The sequence below is a fragment of the Thermus sp. genome (assembly GCF_037444525.1).
Classification (GTDB): Bacteria; Deinococcota; Deinococci; order Deinococcales; family Thermaceae; genus Thermus.
This window is the reverse complement of the sequence record NZ_JBBIMD010000012.1, coordinates 23588-42402: the sequence shown is the minus strand read 5'-3', so window position 1 is coordinate 42402 and position 18815 is coordinate 23588. Positions and strand designations below refer to the sequence as shown.

General features: G+C 68.9%; 19 protein-coding genes. 1 reads left to right on the top strand and 18 read right to left on the bottom strand.

Annotation, left to right across the window (positions count from 1 at the left end):
• From WKI94_RS03260 to gmk, 5 genes are all read right to left on the bottom strand, one after another.
• Positions 1-503, bottom strand: a 503-nt coding sequence (locus WKI94_RS03260) for a MarC family protein (protein ID WP_337844345.1), incomplete at its 3' end; no start/stop codon positions are given.
• Positions 504-529: 26 nt separating this feature from the next.
• The gene (gene argR / locus WKI94_RS03255) at positions 530-988 is read right to left on the bottom strand and encodes an arginine repressor (RefSeq protein WP_337844347.1); all 459 of its coding nucleotides are present in this window, start codon (positions 986-988) and stop codon (positions 530-532) included.
• Positions 978-2183 carry a bifunctional phosphopantothenoylcysteine decarboxylase/phosphopantothenate--cysteine ligase CoaBC gene (coaBC, locus tag WKI94_RS03250; protein WP_337844344.1) on the bottom strand — a complete coding sequence of 402 codons (1206 nt, stop codon included), beginning with the start codon at positions 2181-2183 and terminating at the stop codon, positions 978-980. The genes argR and coaBC overlap by 11 nt, the downstream gene beginning before the upstream one ends.
• 1 nt (position 2184) lies before the next feature.
• Positions 2185-2487 carry a DNA-directed RNA polymerase subunit omega gene (gene rpoZ, locus WKI94_RS03245; protein ID WP_337844343.1) on the bottom strand — a complete coding sequence of 101 codons (303 nt, stop codon included), beginning with the start codon at positions 2485-2487 and terminating at the stop codon, positions 2185-2187.
• Positions 2468-3130 (bottom strand): guanylate kinase, encoded by a 663-nt coding sequence (gene gmk, locus WKI94_RS03240; protein ID WP_337844342.1) that lies wholly within the window; start codon positions 3128-3130, stop codon positions 2468-2470. The genes rpoZ and gmk overlap by 20 nt, the downstream gene beginning before the upstream one ends.
• 92 nt (positions 3131-3222) lie before the next feature.
• Between gmk and WKI94_RS03235 the strand changes: the two genes are divergently transcribed.
• Complete coding sequence (locus WKI94_RS03235; protein ID WP_337844341.1) at positions 3223-4650, top strand: glycoside hydrolase family 13 protein; 1428 nt, start codon at positions 3223-3225, stop codon at positions 4648-4650.
• Here the strand turns inward: WKI94_RS03235 and WKI94_RS03230 are convergent.
• The 13 genes from WKI94_RS03230 to WKI94_RS03170 form a co-directional block, all read right to left on the bottom strand.
• A complete protein-coding gene (locus tag WKI94_RS03230) occupies positions 4647-5090 on the bottom strand; it encodes a methylated-DNA--[protein]-cysteine S-methyltransferase (RefSeq protein WP_337844340.1) in 444 nt (147 codons plus the stop codon). The two genes, WKI94_RS03235 and WKI94_RS03230, sit on opposite strands and share 4 nt — an antisense overlap.
• A complete protein-coding gene (locus tag WKI94_RS03225; RefSeq protein ID WP_337844339.1) occupies positions 5090-6118 on the bottom strand; it encodes a SpoIID/LytB domain-containing protein in 1029 nt (342 codons plus the stop codon). The genes WKI94_RS03230 and WKI94_RS03225 overlap by 1 nt, the downstream gene beginning before the upstream one ends.
• A 32-nt stretch (positions 6119-6150) precedes the next feature.
• A complete protein-coding gene (gene bshC / locus WKI94_RS03220) occupies positions 6151-7596 on the bottom strand; it encodes a bacillithiol biosynthesis cysteine-adding enzyme BshC (RefSeq protein WP_337844338.1) in 1446 nt (481 codons plus the stop codon).
• A gap of 10 nt (positions 7597-7606) precedes the next feature.
• Positions 7607-8224: a Crp/Fnr family transcriptional regulator gene (locus WKI94_RS03215; protein WP_337844337.1), complete on the bottom strand. Its 618-nt coding sequence runs from the start codon at positions 8222-8224 to the stop codon at positions 7607-7609.
• A 10-nt stretch (positions 8225-8234) separates the two neighbouring features.
• Positions 8235-9044, bottom strand: coding sequence for a 1,4-dihydroxy-6-naphthoate synthase (locus WKI94_RS03210; RefSeq protein WP_337844336.1), 810 nt, complete (start codon positions 9042-9044; stop codon positions 8235-8237).
• 4 nt (positions 9045-9048) lie between these two features.
• Complete coding sequence (locus WKI94_RS03205; RefSeq protein WP_337844335.1) at positions 9049-11826, bottom strand: tetratricopeptide repeat protein; 2778 nt, start codon at positions 11824-11826, stop codon at positions 9049-9051.
• Positions 11827-11886: 60 nt separating this feature from the next.
• Positions 11887-12909, bottom strand: coding sequence for a deoxyhypusine synthase (locus WKI94_RS03200; protein WP_337844334.1), 1023 nt, complete (start codon positions 12907-12909; stop codon positions 11887-11889).
• 57 nt (positions 12910-12966) lie between these two features.
• Positions 12967-13188, bottom strand: coding sequence for a hypothetical protein (locus WKI94_RS03195; protein WP_337844333.1), 222 nt, complete (start codon positions 13186-13188; stop codon positions 12967-12969).
• A 13-nt stretch (positions 13189-13201) separates the two neighbouring features.
• Positions 13202-14089 carry a 2-hydroxyacid dehydrogenase gene (locus WKI94_RS03190; protein WP_337844332.1) on the bottom strand — a complete coding sequence of 296 codons (888 nt, stop codon included), beginning with the start codon at positions 14087-14089 and terminating at the stop codon, positions 13202-13204.
• A complete protein-coding gene (locus WKI94_RS03185; protein ID WP_337844331.1) occupies positions 14064-14594 on the bottom strand; it encodes a GNAT family N-acetyltransferase in 531 nt (176 codons plus the stop codon). Before WKI94_RS03185 ends, WKI94_RS03190 begins: the two co-directional genes overlap by 26 nt.
• Position 14595: 1 nt before the next feature.
• Positions 14596-15870 (bottom strand): Glu/Leu/Phe/Val dehydrogenase, encoded by a 1275-nt coding sequence (locus WKI94_RS03180; protein WP_337844330.1) that lies wholly within the window; start codon positions 15868-15870, stop codon positions 14596-14598.
• Positions 15871-15879: 9 nt separating this feature from the next.
• Entirely contained in the window at positions 15880-17139 is a 1260-nt protein-coding gene (locus WKI94_RS03175) for a Glu/Leu/Phe/Val dehydrogenase (protein ID WP_337844329.1), read from the bottom strand.
• A 69-nt stretch (positions 17140-17208) separates the two neighbouring features.
• Entirely contained in the window at positions 17209-18801 is a 1593-nt protein-coding gene (locus tag WKI94_RS03170; protein ID WP_337844328.1) for an aldehyde dehydrogenase family protein, read from the bottom strand.
• Positions 18802-18815 lie beyond the last annotated feature (14 nt).

Below are 18815 nucleotides of genomic sequence, written 5' to 3'. Positions count from 1 at the left end.
CGGCGCACCACCAATGCCCCCCGGAGGAAAAGGTAGGCCAGGAGAAGGACGAAAAAAGCGGTGAGGAGGACAGAAAAGGCCCCAAAGGGCACCCCCCTGGCCTCCGCCCCCAGGATGAGGAGGCTGGCCAGGGCCCCAGGGCCGGCGATGAGGGGGATGGCCAGGGGAAAGACGGAGATGTCCGCCCGGGAGAGGGCCTCCCGGGCCTCCTCCTCCGTCTCCCGCTCGTGGTGGCCAAAGACCATCTCCGTGGCGATCTTGAAGAGGAGAAGCCCACCCGCCACCTTGAGGGCGTCAAAGCTGATGCCCAAATACCCGAGAAGCCCCCGCCCGAAGAAAAAGAAGAAGACCAGAAGCCCCCCCGCCACCAGCACCGCCTTGCGGGCAATCCGGGCCTGCCTTTCCGGGGGGTAGTGCCCCGCCAGGGCCAGGAAGACGGGCACCAGCCCCACGGGGTCCATGACCACAAAGAGGGTTACAAAGGACTTGACCAGAAACTCCATGCCTCCTCGGGAAAGGGTCCGCCGGGTTAGACCAAAAGCCCCCCGAGCTCCTCTTCCAGCGCCTCCGCCGCCTTCTCGTCCCGGGCCACCACCAGGATGGTGTCGTCCCCCGCCAGGGTGCCCACCAGGTCGTCCCGGCGCAGGCGGTCCAGGAGGAAGGCGACGCCGGAGGCGTGGCCCTCGAGGGTCTTCACCACCAGGATGTTCCCCCCTCGGTCCACGTCCCGCACAAACTCCTTGAAGCGGCGCTTGAGCTCCTCGTACACATCCTCCTGCAACTCCAAGGGGGCCAGGGCGTACTTGTGCCGCCCCTTCCCCAGGGCCACCCGCACCAGGTGGAGCCGGGCGATGTCCCGGCTCACCGTGGCCTGGGTCACCTCAAACCCCCGTTGGCGGAGCTTTTCCACCAGCTCCTTTTGGGTGCTGATCTCCTCTTTGCTGACGATTTCCTGGATGGCGCGAAGCCGCTCTGCCCTACTGCGCATGGCCATATTCCTTCCAGAAGAGTTTAATCCGGTCCAGAATGCGGTGGGCCACCTCCCGCTTGGGCAGGCGGGGAAGCTCCTCCACTTCGCCCTTCCGGCTCAGGAGGACCACCTCGTTCTCCTCCGCGCCGAACCCCACCCCCTCCCGCCCCACGTAGTTCAGGGCGATGAGGTCCAGGTTCTTACGCAGAAGCTTTTCCTTGGCCCGCTGCAGCCCCTCCCGGGTCTCCATGGCGAAGCCCACCAGCACCCGGTTTTCCTTGCGCTGGCCGAGCTCCTTCAGGATGTCGGGGTTGGGGAGAAGGCGAAGGGTCTTCTCCTCTCCCGTCTTGGGCTCTTTGTCCCGGTGGACCTCCGCCGGGCGGTAGTCGGCCACCGCCGCGGCCATGACCACCGCCTGAAAGCGGGGGTAGCGCTCCAGGATGGCCGCGCGCATCTCCAAGGCGCTTTCCACCCGCACCACCTCCACCCCCCAAGGATCGGGAAGGCAGGTGGGCCCCGAGACCAGGACCACCTCCGCCCCCCGGTCCCGGGCGGCCTCGGCGAGGGCGTAGCCCATGCGGCCGGAGGAAGGGTTGGAGATGAAGCGCACCGGGTCCAGGTACTCCCGGGTGGGGCCGGCGGAGACCAGAAGCCGGAGGCCCTCGAGGTCCTTGGGGGTAAGGATAGCATGGACCCTTTCCAAGATCTCCTCGGGCTCCAGCATCCGCCCCCACCCCTCCCCCTCCCCTTCCGCAGCCAAAGGCCCGTGGGCCGGGCCGAAGAAGGCGTGCCCCAGGGCCTTAAGCCGCTCCACGTGCCCCTGGGTCTGGGGGGCAAGCCACATGGCCTCGTTCATGGCCGGGGCCCAGGCCACCCGCCTGGCCCCCGCGAGGAGGGTAGCGGAGAGGAGGTCGTCCGCCATGCCTAGCGCGGCCTTGGCCATGGCATCCGCGGTGGCCGGGGCCACCAGGAGAAGGTCGGCGAAGCGGGCCAGCTCAATGTGGAGGGCCCGCCCGTCGGGGCGGAACCAGGCCTCCTCCGTGGCCACCTCCCCCCCCGCGGCCACCGCCAGGGAAAGGGGGGTAACGAACTCCAGGGCCCTAGGGGTGGCGAGAACCCGCACCTCGTGCCCCGCCCGCTTCAGGAGGCGGAGGAGGTGGGGGACCTTTATGGCGGCCACCCCCCCGGTGACGGCCACCAGGACCCGGGCCATGCTAGGCCCCTTCCGCCTCCAGGGGGTAGAGCTTGTCCAGCTCCTTCTGGAGCCGGTCCTCGTCCACAAGGCCCTCCCCGAAGACCAGCCGGCCCGTGAGGAGCTCCTTCATGGCCCAGGTCACGGGGTTGGGATCGTCAAAGACCCCTTCCAGGGTGCGCATCTTGGGCCTTTCCTCAGGGGGGAGCACGGTGTTCTTGAAGCGGTAGCGCAGAAGCTGCTGGGCCCTTTTGGCCACCACCACCGTGAGCCGGTACTTGGAATCCACCATGCCAAAAAGCTGGTCAATGCCCGGTTCCGCCATGGTTCCTCCTTAGGATCTCGTCCAGTTCCTCTTCCAACAAGGGGTCTTTGCTCAGGGCCTGTTCCAGGTAGGCCCCCATCCTGGGGGTCTTGCGCCTCTCCGCGGTGAGGATGGCCAAAAACTCCCCCACCGCGTTTTCCAGCACGTCGTTCACCACCACGTAGTCAAAGCGGTGGGCATTCCGGATCTCCTCCTCCGCCCGGGCCAGGCGCTGGGCGATCTTCTCCGGGGCGTCCTGACCCCTTAGGACCAGGCGCCTTTTGAGCTCGGAGAGAGAGGGGGGGAGGAGGAAGATGAGGATGGCCTCCGGTACCCTCTCCTTCACCTGCAAGGCCCCCTGGACCTCAATCTCCAGGAGGACATCCTCCCCTCGAGCAAGGGCCCGCTCCACGGGGGCCTTGGGGGTGCCGTAGAGGTGGCCCACGTACTCCGCGTACTCCAGGAAGCCGTCCTCGGCGATGAGGCGCTCAAAGGTGGGCCGGTCCACGAAGTAGTAGTCCACCCCGTGCCGCTCCCCTGGGCGGGGGAGGCGGGTGGTCATGGAGATGGAGTAGAAGAGGCGGGTGCGCTCCAGCACCTTGGCCCGCACCGTCCCCTTACCCACCCCACTGGCCCCGGTCATGACAAAGAGGCGGCCCCGCATACCCTTCACCCCGGGAGGATACCAGACCCCCCTCTTTGGGGGCAAGGATTTTTGTGATCTGGGCACCCTCTTCCCGTGGTAGGCTTGGGGGCGTGAGCTGGTATCAGGGCGCGTTTTTCTACCAGATCTTCCCCGACCGCTTCTTCCGCTCGGGGCCCCCTGGGCAACCCGCCCCCGCGGGGCCCCTGGAGCCTTGGGAAGCGCCCCCCACCTTGAGGGGATTCAAGGGGGGGACGCTCTATGGGGTGGCGGAGAAGCTCCCCTACCTCTTAGACCTGGGCGTGGAGGCCATCTACCTGAACCCCATCTTCCTCTCCACCGCCAACCACCGCTACCACACCGTGGACTACTTCCAGGTAGACCCCCTCCTGGGGGGAAACGCCGCCCTAAGGCACCTCCTGGAGGTGGCCCACGCCCACGGGGTCCGGGTCATCCTGGACGGGGTCTTCAACCACACGGGCCGGGGCTTCTTCGCCTTCCAGCACCTCCTGGAAAACGGGCCAGAAAGCCCCTACCGGGATTGGTACCACGTGAAGGGCTTTCCCCTAAACGCCTATACCCCCCACCCCAACTACGAGGCCTGGTGGGGGAACCCGGAACTCCCCAAGCTCAAGGTGGAAACCCCCGAGGTGCGGGCCTACCTCCTCAGGGTGGCCGAGCACTGGATCCGCTTTGGGGTGGACGGCTGGCGGCTGGACGTGCCCAACGAGATCGGCGACCTGGAGTTTTGGCGGGCCTTCCGCAGGCGGGTCAAGGGGGCGAACCCCGAGGCCTACCTGGTGGGGGAGATCTGGGAGGAGGCCGACCTTTGGCTAAAGGGGGACCTCTTTGACGCCACCATGAACTACCCCTTGGCCCGGGCGGTGTTGGGCTTCGTGGGGGGGGAGGCCCTGGACCAGGAGCTTGCCGCCCGCTCGGGGCTTGGGCGGATAGAGCCCCTCCAGGCCCTTTCCTTCAGCCGCCGCCTCGAGGACCTCTTCCGCCGCTACCCCTGGGAGGCGGTCACCGCCCAGATGAACCTTCTCACCTCCCACGATACCCCCCGCCTCCTCACCCTCCTCCGGGGGGATGTGGCCCGGGCCAGGCTGGCCCTCGCCCTCCTCTTTCTCCTCCCCGGAAACCCCACGGTCTACTACGGGGAGGAGATCGGCATGGAAGGGGGCCCAGACCCCGAGAACCGGGCGGGGATGGTGTGGGACGAGGCCCGGTGGAAGGGGGAGATCCGGGAGACGGTGCGGCGCATAGCCGCCCTCAGGAAGGCCCACCCCCTCCTGAAAACCACCCCCTACGCCCGGATCTACGCCCAGGACGGCCACCTGGCCTTCGCCCGGGGGCCCTATCTGGTGGTGGTGAACGCCACGGAAAGGCCTTTCCTCCAAGACTTCCCCCTCCACGGCCACTTCCCCCGGGGCGGGAAGGCGGTGGACCTCCTCTCGGAGGCGGTCTGCTTTCCCCAAGGGGGAAGGCTTTGCGGCCCCGAGCTTCCCCCCTTTTCCTTGGCGGTCTGGCAGGAAGCCTAAAGGGCACCCTCAAAGCGGAGGAGCCAGGCCTTAAGCCCTTCCTGCCCGGCAAAGCCCCCAAGCCTTCCGTCCGCGTGGATCACCCGGTGGGCGGGGACCAAGAGGAAAAAGGGCGAGGCCCAAAGGGCCGCCCCCACGGCCCTGGGGGCAAGGCCCAGGGCCCGGGCCACGGCCCCGTAGCTTTCCGTCTTGCCGTAGGGGATGCGCCGGGTCCACTCGTACACCGCCACCCGAGCCGGGCTAAAGCCGGTGTAGTCCAGGGGGAGGTCCAGGAAATCGGGCCGCTCTCCCCCAAAGTAGCGAGCCACCACCTCCGCCACCTTTTCCGCCAGAGGGCCTTCCGCTTCCCGGCCCTCGGGGAAAATGGCGGGCGCCAGACGGCGCACCCCCAAGGGGGTGGTCTCCAACCAAAGGGGGCCTAGGGGGGAAGGGAGGAGCATCAGGGGAGGGCGGCCCGGACCACCAGGTCGGAGAGGAAGGTCCCGGGGAAGTAGTGGCCTAAGATCTCCCGAAACTCAAAGCCCCGCTCGGCCATGCCCTTGGCCCCCCACTGGCTCAGCCCCACCCCGTGGCCCGCCCCGCGGCCGACAGCGCGCCACCCCTCAAAAGCCACCATGGCCGAGGGGAGGCCCATGGCCCGCACCACCTTCTGGGCCAGGGGGCCTTCCACCACCACCCCCATGGCGGAGAGGCCCCCCACCCGCCCCGAGGGGGTGCGGGCCAGCACCTCCGGGGGCTCCTCGGAACGGGGGGAAAAGCCATAGGCCCGCAGGGCGGCCGCCACCCTCTCCGGGGTGAGATCCACCGTCCAGCGGCTCCTTGGCCCCTCGGAAAAGGGGTCTTGTCGCGGGCGGAGGTAGGGGAGGGCCTTTTGGAAGACCTCCTCGCTCCCCGCGGTCATGCCCCCGGAGTCCGCATGGTACAGGGCGGAGATGGCCTTCCCCCCATAGCTCACCACCAGGCCCCGGGTGGCGAAGACCGCCTCCTTGTGCCTGGGGGTTTCCACGGCAAGGCCCCGGTAGACCTGGCAGGCCTCGGTGGCGCAGAGGTCGTAGGGGGCGGAGGGGCTTAGGCGGTTCACCGCGAAGGTGCGCGCCAGGACCGCCTGGGCCTTCAGGGCCTCGAGGGGAAAGGAGGGGGGCATCTCCGCGGGGAGGACCCCGAGGAGGTAGTCCTCCAGGTCCACCACGTTCACCGCCAGGACCCTTGCCCCCTGGATCAGGAGAAGAACCCCTCCCCGATAGGGCACGCCCTCCAGGGCAAAGGTGGGGCCAGGGTGGGCAAAGGTGGCGTAATGCCTTCCGTCCACCACCACGCCCTCCTCCGTCCCCCGGGCGAAGGCCCGCCCCTCGGGTAGGTCCAGGCGGAAGGCCTGCCCCAAGGGGAATTCCCGGAGGAGGACCCTCAAGGGAAGGCCCTGGGCCAAGGCCCAGGATAGGAGAAGGAGAAGGGGGAGGAGGCGCTTCATAGACCTTGGGTTTAGCCTACCCCGCCCAGGCCCTAGAGGTAAAGGAGGGCCCGCCCCAGGGCCGGGGCCTCCTTCAGGCGCTTTAGGGCCACGGGGTGGCGGAGGGCGTACTGAACAAAGGGAAAAACCCGCTCCTGGGGAAGGCCTAGGGGGAGAAGGTGGAGCTTAAGCCGCTCCAGGTGCCGCCAAAGCACCCCGTCCCCTTGGAGCCTGGCCCTGAGGGCCTTCCGGAGAAGCCGCTCCCCCTCCCCCCCAAGGCGGGCCCGGAAGCGGAGGAGGGGGCGCCTTAGGCTGGGGTCCAGCCCCTCCGCCTCCCCCGCCAGGGCCTCGGCCTCCTGGAGGAGGTGGCGGAGGTGCTCCTCAAAGCGGGCAAAGGCCTGAAGGCGCCCCCCCACCGCCCTCAAGAAGGCTTCCTCCCCCTCCTCCAAAAAGACCCAAGGGTCCAGGCCGTACTTTCCCAGGATGCGGGCCACTGGGGGCTCCAGCACCAGGGCCTTGAGCCTTAGGAAAAGGGCGGGCATGGGAAGGCCATGGAGGGCGTACACCCCAGAAAGCTCGGCCACGTAGCGGAGCTCGTTGGGCCCCACCACGAACCCCGCAGTGGGAAGGACCAGGTCCTGGAAAATGGGCCTAAGCCCCGCGGCGGGGGTAAGGCGGGTGGGGTCCTGGCGGGCCATCTCCAGGAGGGCCTTTGGGGTGTAGGTGCGCACCCCATCGGTGAAGAGGCCCCCCTGGTAGAAGAGGAGGCGGCGGGCGTCGGTCTCCAGGAAGAGGTTGGTGGCCCCGGGCTTGCGCATGAGGGCGGGCTTTTCTCCAAGGGCCTTGAGGCGCTCCGCCTCCCGGTTGATGGCCAGGGCGCTCCCCAAGGGGTCCTCCAGCTCCCGCTCCAGGGCGGGGAGGAAAAGGGGGGCGAGCTCCGGGGCCATGGGGTCAAAGGGGATGAGGCCCCGCTCCCCTAGAAAGGCCAAAAGGACCCGGGCAAAGAACTCGGAAAGGGTCCCGGCCTCCAGGGCCCAGGCCACCCGTTCCTCCCCCGCCCAAGGGCCCAGGAAGGCCCTAAGGTCCTCCCGGTAAGGACCTAGGGGGATGCGCCCCGCAGGGAGAGGGGGCAGGGGGAGGGAGAGGGTCTCCAGACGCTCCTCCCTTAGGAGATGGAGGTGGCGCACCTCCTCCACATCGTGGTCCTGGGAGGCGATCCAGAAGACCGCGGCGCCCCCCGCTCCCTCGGCCAGGCGTAGGGCGGTGTGGGCCTTGTAGAAGGTGAGGGCAGGCCCCCCCAAAAGCCCCGCCTGCTGGCCCGCCACCACCGCGCCCTGCTTTAGCCCCTCCAGGGCCTCGAGGACCGGAGGGGGCGCCCCCAGGCGGCGGAGGTAGGCGGAAAGGGCGGGGAGGAGATCGGGGTGGCCCTTCCGCCCCAGGCGGGCCCGGAGGGCCTCCTCCCCCGAGGGCAGGCCGAGGCGGGCGGCGAGGTCCTGCATGCTACAAACCTTATAGCGCTTCCGCCATCCGGGCAAGGGCCTCCCGGTCCTTGATCTCCAGCCGGCGGTAGCCCAGGTCCAGAATCCCCGCCAAGGCCCACTCCCCCAGGAGCTTGGTCACCGTCTCCCGCGTGGCCCCCACCATGCGGGCCAGGTCCTGGTGGGAGAAGAAGACCTCTCCTTCTCCCCCAAGCTGCAGGAGGAGGCGGGCGAGGCGCTGGGCCACGGGGAAGCGGCGCTCCAAAAGCCGGCCCTCCGCGGCCTTAAGGCGCCGGTAGAGGCCCTCCAGGAGGAAAGCCCCCACCTCGGGGAAGCGGGCCCTTAGGGCCTCCACCGCCCTCCTCTCCCCGAAGAGGAGCTCGGTGTAGGCCAGGGCCTGGGCGGAAAGCCCCCGGCGCAGCCCCCCCACCAGGGCCTCCTCCCCGAAGAGATCCCCCGGGCCCAGCAGGGCCAGGGTGAGGCCCTCCCCCTCCGCCTCGGCGTGGAGCCAGACCAGGCCTTGGCGCACCAGGTAGACCCCGTCCGCAAGGTCCCCCTCCCGGTAGAGGACCTCCCCCCGGCGCACCCGAAGGGGCTGGAAGACCCGGGCCGCCTCCCGCCTGGCCTCGAGGCCCAAACCCTGGAACATATCCGATCTTCTATAGGAAGGGGGGGTGGGGGGAGGAGGGGAGAAGCCCCCGGGCCTCCGCCTCCTGGAAGAAGCGCCGCACCGCCTCCTCCCCTTCCCCCCCCACGTCTAGGCTGAAGGGGTTCACGTAGGTGTCCACGTGGGCCCAGATGACCTCCTCGGAAAGCTCCTGGGCGTGGGCCCTGAGGTAGGGAAGGGTTTCCTCCCGGTGGGCCCAGGCGTACTCCAGGCTGGCCCGCACCGCGAGGTCCAGGGCCCGGATGAGGTCCTCCCCCAGGTCCCGCCGGGCCAGGATGGCGCCCAAGGGAAGGGGCAGGCCCGTCTCCCCTTCCCACCAGGCCCCCAGGTCCACCACCTGGGTGAGGCCGTACTGGGGGTAGGTGAAGCGGCTTTCGTGGATGATGAGCCCCGCCTCCACCGACCCTTCCGCCACTAGGGGAAGGATACGGTCGTAGCGGACCTCCACCGGCTCAAACCCCTCTCCATACAGGGAAAGGAGCAGGAAGGCGGTGGTGTTCCGCCCGGGGATGGCCACCCGCACCCCCCTTAGGCCCCGCAGGGGCCCCTTGGCCACCAAAAGGGGCCCCACCCCCCGGCCCAAAGCCCCCCCGCTCCTCAAGGCCACGTACCGGTCCCGCACCCGGCCGAAGGCCGCGTAGGAGAGCTTGGTGAGGGGAAGCCGCCCCTCAAAGGCCCAGCGGTTTAGGGTCTCCACGTCCTCCAAAACGGGCTCCACCGGCACGGGGCTTGGGACCCGGCCATGCACCAGGGCGTAGAAGATGAAGGTGTCGTTGGGGCAGGGAGAAAAACCGAGCTCCATGCCCCTACTGTACCCCCTTAAGGGCCCGCTTGAAGATCTCGGGGGCGAAGTCCTTGAGGGCCCGTAAGAACCCCGTTACCCCCCGGGCCCGCCCGGGGATAATGTAGACCGGCACCCCCAAGGCCTCCGCCTGGGCCCGCACCGGCTCGGAGAGGTCGTGGCCCACGTAGCTGGAGACGATCATGAGGCCGTGGGCCCTTTCCAGGCGGCTTTGGATGCGCCTTAAGGCCTCCCGCCCCACCCCCACGCTGTCTGCGTCAAACCAGTCCACCCTTAGCCCCCGCCCCTCCAAAAAGGGAAGGAGGCGGCTTCGGAGCTGGGTGTGCCCCCCCACCACCAGGAGGTGCTCCCCGTGGAAGCGGGGAAGGTCCTCCTCCAGAAGCTCCCCCGGGGTCTCGGGCAGGGGGCGGGCCTCCTCCCCTAGGGCCTTCAGGCCTTCCCCCACCGCCTTAAGCTCCTCCAGATAGAGGGCCAGGCTCTCGTCCTGGGGCTTTAGGAAAAGGAGGTTTTTCAGGATCTCCCGGGCAAGCTCCAGGTCCTTCTCCCGGTAGAAGGCCACCTCCAGGGCCTTCTGCCAGGCCTCCGCCGCCTTGGCCCAGGCCCCTTTGCGCTCGTAAAGCTCCGCCAGGTCAAAGAGGACCTCCAGGGCCTGGGGGCGGCTTTGGAGCTCGGAGAGGAGCAAAGCCTCCGCCTCCCCAAGCCGCCCCTCCCCATAGAGGGCGGCCAGGTACTGGCCCCGCACCGCCTCGGCCTCGAGGCTTTCCCGGAAGGAGCGGGAAAGCCGGTAGGCCAGGGCGAGAAGCGCCAAGGGGGGGTGAGGGGTCTTGGCCAGGGCCCCGTAGAGGACGCTGAAGGCGGCCCAAGGGCCCTCGAGGCGCTCCAACAGGTCCAAAAGCCCCAAAAGGTCTTCCGCCTCCACCTCCCCAAGCCCCGCGTCCCGGGCCCGGGAGAGGAGCTCCCGCGCCAACACCTCCTCCCCTCCTTCCAGGGCCTCCTGGGCCAGGCGGAAGAGAAAGGGGGCAGGGTAGGCCCTTAGGGCATGGGCCCGCTTATGGTCCCCCAGGACCTCCTTCAGGGGGCGCCTCAGGGCCCTTTTCACCTGGGCCAGGTGGTGGTAGGCCAGGCCCGCCACCTCCCCCTCCCCCCGGCTCGCGGCCTTTTCCAGGAGATAGAGGGCCTCCCGGTAGCGCCCTTCCCGCTCCCGCAGCATCCCGAGGAGAAGGAGGGCCTCCGGGGTCTCCGCCCGGGCCAGGGCCTCCGTGAGGTAGGGCTCCACCCCCTTAAGGTCCTCCTGGCCCCGAAGCTCCACGGGGCTCCTCACCCGGAGGGCGGCGAGGGCCAGGCCCAGGAAGCCCTCGGGCTCGTCCAGGTCGGCCAGGCGGCGGGCGTAGCGCTCCGCCCGGGCGAAAAGCCCCTGGAGGAGGGCCGCCTTAAGCCCCAGGCGTAGGATCTCCCGGGTGAGGAGCCTAGGGGCCAGGTCTTCCACGAACTCCGCCCGGCGGCTCACCTCGCTCCACTCCCCTTCCCGGGCAAAGCGGCGCATCCTCTCGGCGATGCGCTCCAGGGTGTCTTGGATGTAGAGTTCCGCTTCGGGGAGGCCGGACTCCACGAACTGCCTTAGGGCGTCCGCGTAGCGCCCCAGGCCCAGATAGGCCCGGCCCAAGTAGAGCCGGTACCGTCCCCCCCGCGCCGCCAGGGCCTCGAGGCGGGGAAGGGCCTTCTGGTAGTCCCCAAGCTCCACCAAGGCCAAGGCCCTGTAGTCCTCCGCCTCCTCGGAAAGGGCCTCGCGGAGGGCCTCCTCCGCCTCCGCAAAGCGGGAGAGGGCGAAGAGGGCCCGGCCCCGGAGGTAAAGGGCCTCCCGGCCCTTGGGGTCCCCCGGAGGAGGGTCCTCGGGGAGGAGGGTCAGGACCTCCGCGTACCGGCCCGCCTCCAAAAGGGCCCGGGCCTCCTCCACGGGGTAAGGGCCGGAGGCCAGGACGGGCACCCCCTCCTCCGCCACCTGGGGGCGCACCGCCTCCTCCGCCTGGAGGGTTAGGGCTTCGGGCCTGCGGGCCAGCACCAAGACGTACTCCCCCTCCCCCACCCGCTCCACCCCGTAAAAGCCCAACCGCTTAAGGCCCTCCTCTACCCCCTCGGGGCACTTGCCCAGGAAGGGCCCGTGCCCGTACACGAGAAGCCCTCCGGGGCGGAGGAGGCGGGCCAGGGCAGCCATGCGGGGGAAGAACCGGAAGCGCTCCCAAAACGCTTGGGGCTCCAGCCGGCCCTCTATTTCCCCCAGGTACCCCTCTGGGAAGACGGAAAGGAGAAGTAGGGTGTCAAAGGGGGGAAGCTCCGCCTCCTCGGCCCAGCCCAAATGCCAGACCACCTCCGGCACCCGCTCCCGCCCCAGGCGGTAGGCCTCCTCCACCCCCTCGAGGACGTGCCAGGAGAGGTCGGGCCGCTTCCGCTCCAGGTAGCCCACCAGGGCCCCGGTGAAGGGCCCCACCTCCAAAACCCGCCCTTCCACCCTTTCCGGCACCGCCTGGGCGTAAAACTCCAGAAAGGGGAGGTGCATCCCGTAGACCAGGGCCTCTCCCTTGGGGACCTTTAGAACCTCTTGGTAAAAACTTCGCACCGCCTCCCGCCCGCCCCCGGCCAGGTAGGCCCGCCAGGCCTTAAGCAGGGGGGCCCGTTTGGCCGGGCTTCCCACCCGCTTGGCAAGCTCCGCTTCAAACCGCCCGGGGGAAAGGGGCCCCTGGACGAAAAAACGCTCCCTTAGGTACGCGCGCAATTCCTCGGGCATTTGCCGAAGAGTCTAGCAAACTCCCCGGGGGGGCCGCCACCCCCCGGGGGCCTTAGGACCTTAAGCGGGAACTTCTAGGGAAAAGAGGTCGGCGTAGCGCCGCTTGGCCCGCGCCGGGGCCCGGTGGTAGACGTAGGAGGCGAGAAGGGGGAAGGCCAGGGTGGCCTCGGCGAAGACCATCTGGGAAAGGGCCGCGTCCACCTTGCCCCAGCTTTGGGCCTCGGAGAGGGTGGAGCCGGAAAGCCCCCCGTCCCGCTCGTCAGCCACGGTGATCTGGATGGCGTACTTGTGCATCTCCACCTGGTGGCCTAGGACCTCCGCCGCCACCACGATGTCCTGGGCGAAGTTCTTGGGCACCCCGCCCCCCAGCATCACCAGGCCGGTGGTGCCCGCCTTGAGCTTGATCTCCGTGAGCTCGCGGAAGTCGGCCACGGAGTCTATGGTCACGTGGGCCCCCGGGTTTCTCACCTGGTGGTAGACCAGGCCGAAGCCCGCGGAGGAGTCGGAGAAGGCGGGGACGAAGATGGGCACCCCCTCCTCGTAGGCCGCCCGGACGATGCTCCTTTCCCCCAGGCCCCGCTCGGCCAGATAGCGGCCCATGTGCCAGATGAACTCGCGGCTGGAGTAGGGGCGGGGCGGGAGGGTGTCGGCGATCTCGGCGATGGTGTAGTCCGTGTGGCGGAGCTCGGCCTCGTCAATGTAGGTGTCGTAGATGCGGTCAACCCAGAGCCTTCTTAGGGTCTCGTCGTCGGCCTTGGGGTCCCCCTGGTAGTGGCGGTGGCCCAGGGCCTCAAAGAAGTCCTGGTCCACGATGTTGGCCCCTGTGGCCACGATGGCATCCACCAGCCCCTTGCGGATGAGGTCGTGGACGATGAGGCCCTGGCCCGCCGAGACCAGGCTCCCCGCCAGGGTGAGGATGACCGCGCAGTCGTCCTGGAGCATCTTGAGGTAGATCTCCGCCGCGCGGTGGAGGTTCCTGGCCTGGAAGGCCGTCTTGCCCATGGCCTCGAGGATGGGCCCAGCGTCAAAGGCCTTGATGTCAATGGGCTCCACGGGCGTAGAGAGGAGGGTTTTCTTGTCCATCTTCGCTCCTTTCTACGCGGGGTGGGCGTCCGGCTCCCCCCTTGTGCGCCGCCTGCCTCAGGGCAGGAAGAAAAGTATACCACCCCCCGCCACCGGGGGGTAGACCTCGAGGGGGCCTTCCACCTCCTCTAAAAGCTCCACGGGCCTATCCCCCACCGCCAGTAGCCAAACCTCCTCCAGGGGGATGCCGAGCCTCTCCAGGGCCTCCTTGGGGGTTTTGGCCTCCACCTCGAGGCGCTCCCCAAACCGCCGCAGGTCCCCGTGCAGGATCACCACCACAGGATCACCACCATCAGTACCCCTCCCGCACCACGTTGAGAAGGGGCTCCCCCCGGAGGTAGCGCCCCACCTGCTCGGCCAAAAACCGGGCCGCCCGGCGGGTAAAGCCCTCGGAAAACCCGGCCACGTGGGGGGTGAGGAGGTGGGCCTTGGCCCAAAGGGGGTGGCCCTCGGGGAGGGGCTCGGGGTCCGTGACGTCCAGGGCGGCCCGCACCCGGCCCGCTTCCAGGGCTTCCAAAAGGGCCTCGGTGTCCACCAGCCCGCCCCGGCCCGCGTTCACCAGGAGGGCCCCCGGCTTCATCCTCTCCAGGAAAGCCCGGTCCACCACCTTCCGCGTCTCGGGGGTGAGGGGGAGGAGGAGGACCACCGCGTCCGCCTGGGGGAGGAGGTGGGGGAGGTCCTTGGGGGTGTAGACCCCGGGCCGGGCGTGCTTGGCCACGGGGAGGACCTCCACCCCGAAGGGCCGAAGCCTCTCCTCCACCGCCCGGCCAATGGCGCCGTAGCCCAGAAGGAGGACGGTCTTGCCCTCGAGGTCGGAAAGCCGCCTCGGGGCCCAGCGCTTTTGCCTTTGGGCTTCCAAAAAGCCCGGGAGGTCCTTGAGGAGGGCGAGCAGGGCCATGACCACCCACTCGGCCACGGGAACGTCGTGGATCCCTGAGCCATCGCAGAGGGTCACCCCCGGAGGGAGAAGGGGCAGGATCCAGTCCACCCCCGCGGAGAGGGTCTGGACCACCCGCACCTCCACCCCCTCCAGCACCCGCCGCACGGTCTCCGCCTGGCCAAAGGGGGGGATGAAGAGGTCCGCCCCCCTAGGCCAGGGCTCGTCCAGGAAGTGCACCTCCACCCCTTCAGGGAGGAGGGCGAAAACCTCTTCCCTAAGCCTCGGGGCTAAAATCCTCACGCCGCACCTCCATGTGCACGTCCCGGTGGCCCCGGGGCCCGGGGCTTTCCCCCACCTCCCGGAAGCCCGCCTTCTCAAAAGCCCGACGGGCCCGCAGGTTGTGGGCAAAGGTGCGGAGGCGCACCCGCTTAAGCCCCAAAGGGCCAAAGGCGTAGGCCAAGGCCGCCCGCACCGCCTCCGTGCCGTAGCCCTGGCCCCACCGGTCCCGCCTGAGGAGGATGCCCAAGGTGGCCTCCTCCGGGGTGAGGTTGTAGAGCTCGAGGGTGCCCACGTAGGCCCCCCCCTCGTCCAGGATGACGAAGGCCCGGCGGTCCTGGCGGCGGTTTTCCGCCAGGACAAAGCGCTTGAAGAGCCAAAAGGGGCTCCGCAAAGGGCTTGCGCCGTTCCACTCCGCCACCTCGGGGTCGCGGAAGGTCTCGTAAAGGCCCCGCCACTCCTCCTCCGAAAGCCCCTCGGCCATGGGCTTCAGGGTCACGCGGCCAAAGCGGGGCCAGTCCGGGCGCATCTTAAGGGTAAAGCCCCCGAAGGGCCCGGGCCTCCAGGACCCGGGTGGCGGCCACCACGTAGGCGGCGGTGCGCAAGGGGATCTTCTTCTCCTCCGCCACCTGCCACACCGCCTCAAAGGCATTCCGCAGGACCTTTTCCAGCCGGGCGTTGATCTCCTCCTCCGTCCAGAAGTAGGAGTTGAAGTCCTGCACCCACTCAAAGTAGCTCACCGTGACCCCACCCGCGTTGGCGATGACGTCGGGCACCACCAGCACCCCTTTTTCCTGGAGGATGTCGTCCGCGGCGGGGGTGGTGGGGCCGTTGGCCCCTTCCGCGATGATCTTGGCCTGGATGCGCCAGGCGTTCTGCTCGGTGATCTGGGCCTCGAGGGCCGCGGGGACGAGGAACTCCACAGGCAGGGCCCAAAACTCCGGGTTGGGGAGGGGCTCGGCCTTGGGGTAGCCCCGCACCCCCCCGGTCTCGGCCACGTGGCGGAGGAGGTCATAGGGGTCTATCCCCTCCTCACGGTAGACCGTGCCCGTGGCGTCCTGGACGGCCACCACCTTGGCCCCATGGTCGTGGAAGACGCGGGCCGCGGCGTTGCCCACGTTGCCGAAGCCCTGGATGGCCACCCGGCTCCCCTCAATGGAGAGGCCGATCTTGGCCGCGGCCGCGGCGGCGGTGACGAAAACCCCCCGGCCGGTGGCATCCTTCCGGCCTAGGGAACCCCCTAAGGCGATGGGCTTCCCCGTGACCACCCCGGGCACGGTGCGGCCCACGTTCATGGAGAAGGTGTCCATCATCCAGGCCATTTCCCGCTCCCCCGTGTTCACGTCGGGGGCAGGGATGTCCCGGTCTGGGCCCAGGAGGATGCCGATCTCGGAGGTGTAGCGGCGGGTCAGGCGCTCAAGCTCCCTTACAGAGAGCTTCTTGGGGTCCACCCGGATCCCCCCCTTGCCCCCCCCGTAGGGCAGGCCCACCGCGGCGTTTTTGATGGTCATCCAGGCCGCCAGGGCCATGACCTCGGAAAGGGTGACCTGGGGATGGTAGCGCACCCCGCCCTTGGCAGGGCCCCGGGCGGTGTTGTGGTGCACCCGGTAGCCCTCAAAGTAGGCCACGGTGCCATCGTCTAGGTGGATGGGCACGTCCACCACCAGGATGCGCTTGGGCCTTTTGAGGCTTTCCGCCAAGGGGGCAAGCCGCCCCAGGTAGGGGACCACCCGGTCCACCTGCTCCGTGAAGATGCGCCAAGGTCCGTCGTCCTTACCCAAGTAGGAAAGCGGTTCACTCTTCATATCGCTCCTTTAGGGGTAAACGCCGCGAAGCCTGGTGGCCTCGTCCAGACGCCTCAGGGCCAGGCCCAGCGCGGCCATGCGCAGGTCCAGGCCCCCGCCTTCTGCCTCGGAGAGCACCTCGGCCACCGTGGAGGCCACCTTGCGGGCAAAGTGCGACTCCACCTCTTCCCGGGTCCAGAAGAACATGTTAAGGTCTTGGACCCATTCCAGATAGCTCGCCAGAAGCCCCCCGCCCCCCGTGAGGAGGTCGGGCACCACCACCACCCCCCGCCCCAGAAGGTGGGCCTCGGCCTCCAGGGTGAGGCCGAAGTTGGCGGCCTCGAGGACCGCCCTCGCCCGCACCCCCCGCGCCCCTTCCCCATCCAAGGCCCCCTCCTGGGCCGCCAGGACCAGGTAGTCCACGGGCAGGGCGAAAAGCTCCTCCGGGGCCAGGTCGTAGTGGGGAAGCTCCCCCGTGGCCTCGTAGTGGGCGAGAAGCTCCTCCACGGGAAGGCCCTCCTCCCGGTACATGGCTCCCCGCCGGGTGGAGACGGCCACCACCCTAAGCCCCAAAGCCTCCGCCTTCCGGGCGAAGCCCGCCCCCACCTGGCCGAAACCCTGGAGGGCCACCCGGGCCCCCCTTAGGGGCAGGCCCCTCCGCTCGGCCACCTCCTTGAGCACCAGGGCCACTCCCAGCCCCGCGGCCTCGTCCCGCCCCTCCGAACCCCCCAGGGCGTGGGGCTTCCCCGTGACCACCCCGGGCACGGTGGAGCCCACGGTCATGGAGTAGGTGTCCATGATCCAGGCCATGACCTGCTGGTCCGTGCCCAGGTCCGGGCCCAGGATGTCCACGTCCGGCCCGATGAGGCCGATGAGCTCCGCGGTGTAGCGGCGGGTTAAGCGCTCCAGCTCCCGCCCGGAGAGGGCCTTGGGGTCCACGGCCACGCCCCCCGCAGCCCCCCCAAAGGGCAGGTCCCACACCGCAGCCTTCAGGGTCATCCAGGCGGCAAGGCCCGCGGTCTGGCCTAGGGTCACCTGGGGATGGTAGCGCACCCCGCCCTTGGCGGGCCCCCGGGCGATGTCGTGCACCACCCTAAAGCCCTGGAAGAAGCGCACCTTGCCGTCGTCCATCACCACGGGCAGGGAGACGGTGACGAGCCTTTTGGGGTGGGCCAGGTACTCGAGGGTGGTGGGGTGGACCTGGCCTACCTTGAGGGCCCGCTCCAGCCACTCCAGGTACACATCCCATAGCCCCGGGTCCTCCGGGGGCCGGTAGGCGGGGATTCCCATAGCATCACCGCTAAGATTATACGCCCCCTAAAAGGTGCCCCCGCCGAAGCGCTCGCTTCGGCGGGGTGCTTAAAACCCCAGCACCTCCCCCCAGGGGGTGGGGGCCTTGGGGCTGATGTAGCCGGTGTCCATCTGGGCGAGCTGCAACCGGCCCGAGTACTCCTCGTTCACCGCGTGCCAGTAGGTGTACTCCTCTATGACCCAGATCCCCGACTCCCGCGCCCCGTTGCCGCTGGCCTTGACCCCACCGAAGGGCAGGTGGGCCTCCGCCCCCACGGTGGTGTTGTTGACGCTGGTCATCCCCGCCCGGATGCCTACCTTGAAGAGGTAGGCCCAGTGACGGTGGTTGGTGTAGATGGCGCTGGAAAGCCCGTAAGGGGTGCTGTTGGCCACCTTTATGGCCTCCTCAATCCCGTCCACCTTCACCAGGTTGATGGTGGGGCCGAAGATCTCCTCCTCAAACTGGCGCATGCCCGGCCGGGCCTCCCAGACCGTGGGCCAGCCGAAAAGCCCCGCCTCGGGGTCCCCGAGGAAACGGGGGTAGGGGTTTTCCCGGGTGATCCGCCCCCGGCCATAGAGGAGGACCGCCCCCTCCTTCTCCCCCCAGGCGTAGTGCTCCTGCCAGCGCTGGTAAAGCCTTTCGTTGATGAAGGGGCCATAGGTCACCCCGGGGTGGAGAAGGGGATTGCCCACCTGGGTGGCCTCCACCCTTTCCAAAAAGCGGCGCTTGAACTCCTCGTAGATGGGGGCGTCCACCAGGATGTTCCCCGCGGAGGTGCACCGCTGCCCCCCGGTGGCGAAGGCGCTCCACCAAGCCCCCTCCACCGCCAGGTCGAAATCGGCGTCCCGCATGACCACCAGGGGGTTCTTCCCCCCAAGCTCCAGGGTGGGCCTGACGAGGTTCCGCCCCGCCACCTCCCCGATCCAGCGGCCCACCTTGGTGCTCCCCGTGAAGGCGAACTTCTGGAAAAACCCCTCGTCCATGAGCTCCACCAGCCACTGGCCCGTGGAATCCTTCCCGCCCCCGAAGACCAGGTTGATGACCCCAGGGGGTAGGCCCGCCTCCTCAAAGAGCTTCACAAAGAGGTAAGAAAGGGTGGGGGCGTCGTCGGAGGGCTTCCACACCACCGTGTTCCCGGTGAGCACCGCAGGGATGAGCTTCCAGCTGGGCACGGCGATGGGGAAGTTGCCCGCGGTGATCATCCCCACCACCCCCAGGGGCCGGCGGAAGGTGAAAAGCTCCTTGTCCCGCATCTCGCTGGGCACGGTCTGGCCGTAGAGCCTGCGCCCCTCCGAGGCGAAGAAGACCGCTGTGTCTATGGCCTCCTGCACGTCCCCCGCGGCTTCCTTAAAGGTCTTCCCCACCTCCCGCACCATGAGCCGGGTGAGGGTGGGCTTTTCCCGCTCCAGGATCTTGGCCAGGTTGAAGAGGACCTGGCCCCGGACGGGCGCAGGGGTGCGGGACCAGGCCTCAAAGGCCTCCCGCGCCGCCCGGGCGGCCCGCCTTAGGGTGTCCTTGGTGCCCTCGGGGAAGCGGGCGATGAGATCTTCCCGGTCCGAGGGGTTCCTCCTTTCCAGGACCTGGCCCTCAAAGACCTCCTCCCCGGCGATGAGGTGCCCAAGCTCCAGGGCGTTGCCGTACTTGCTGGAAAAGGCTTTCATCCTGACCTCCAGGA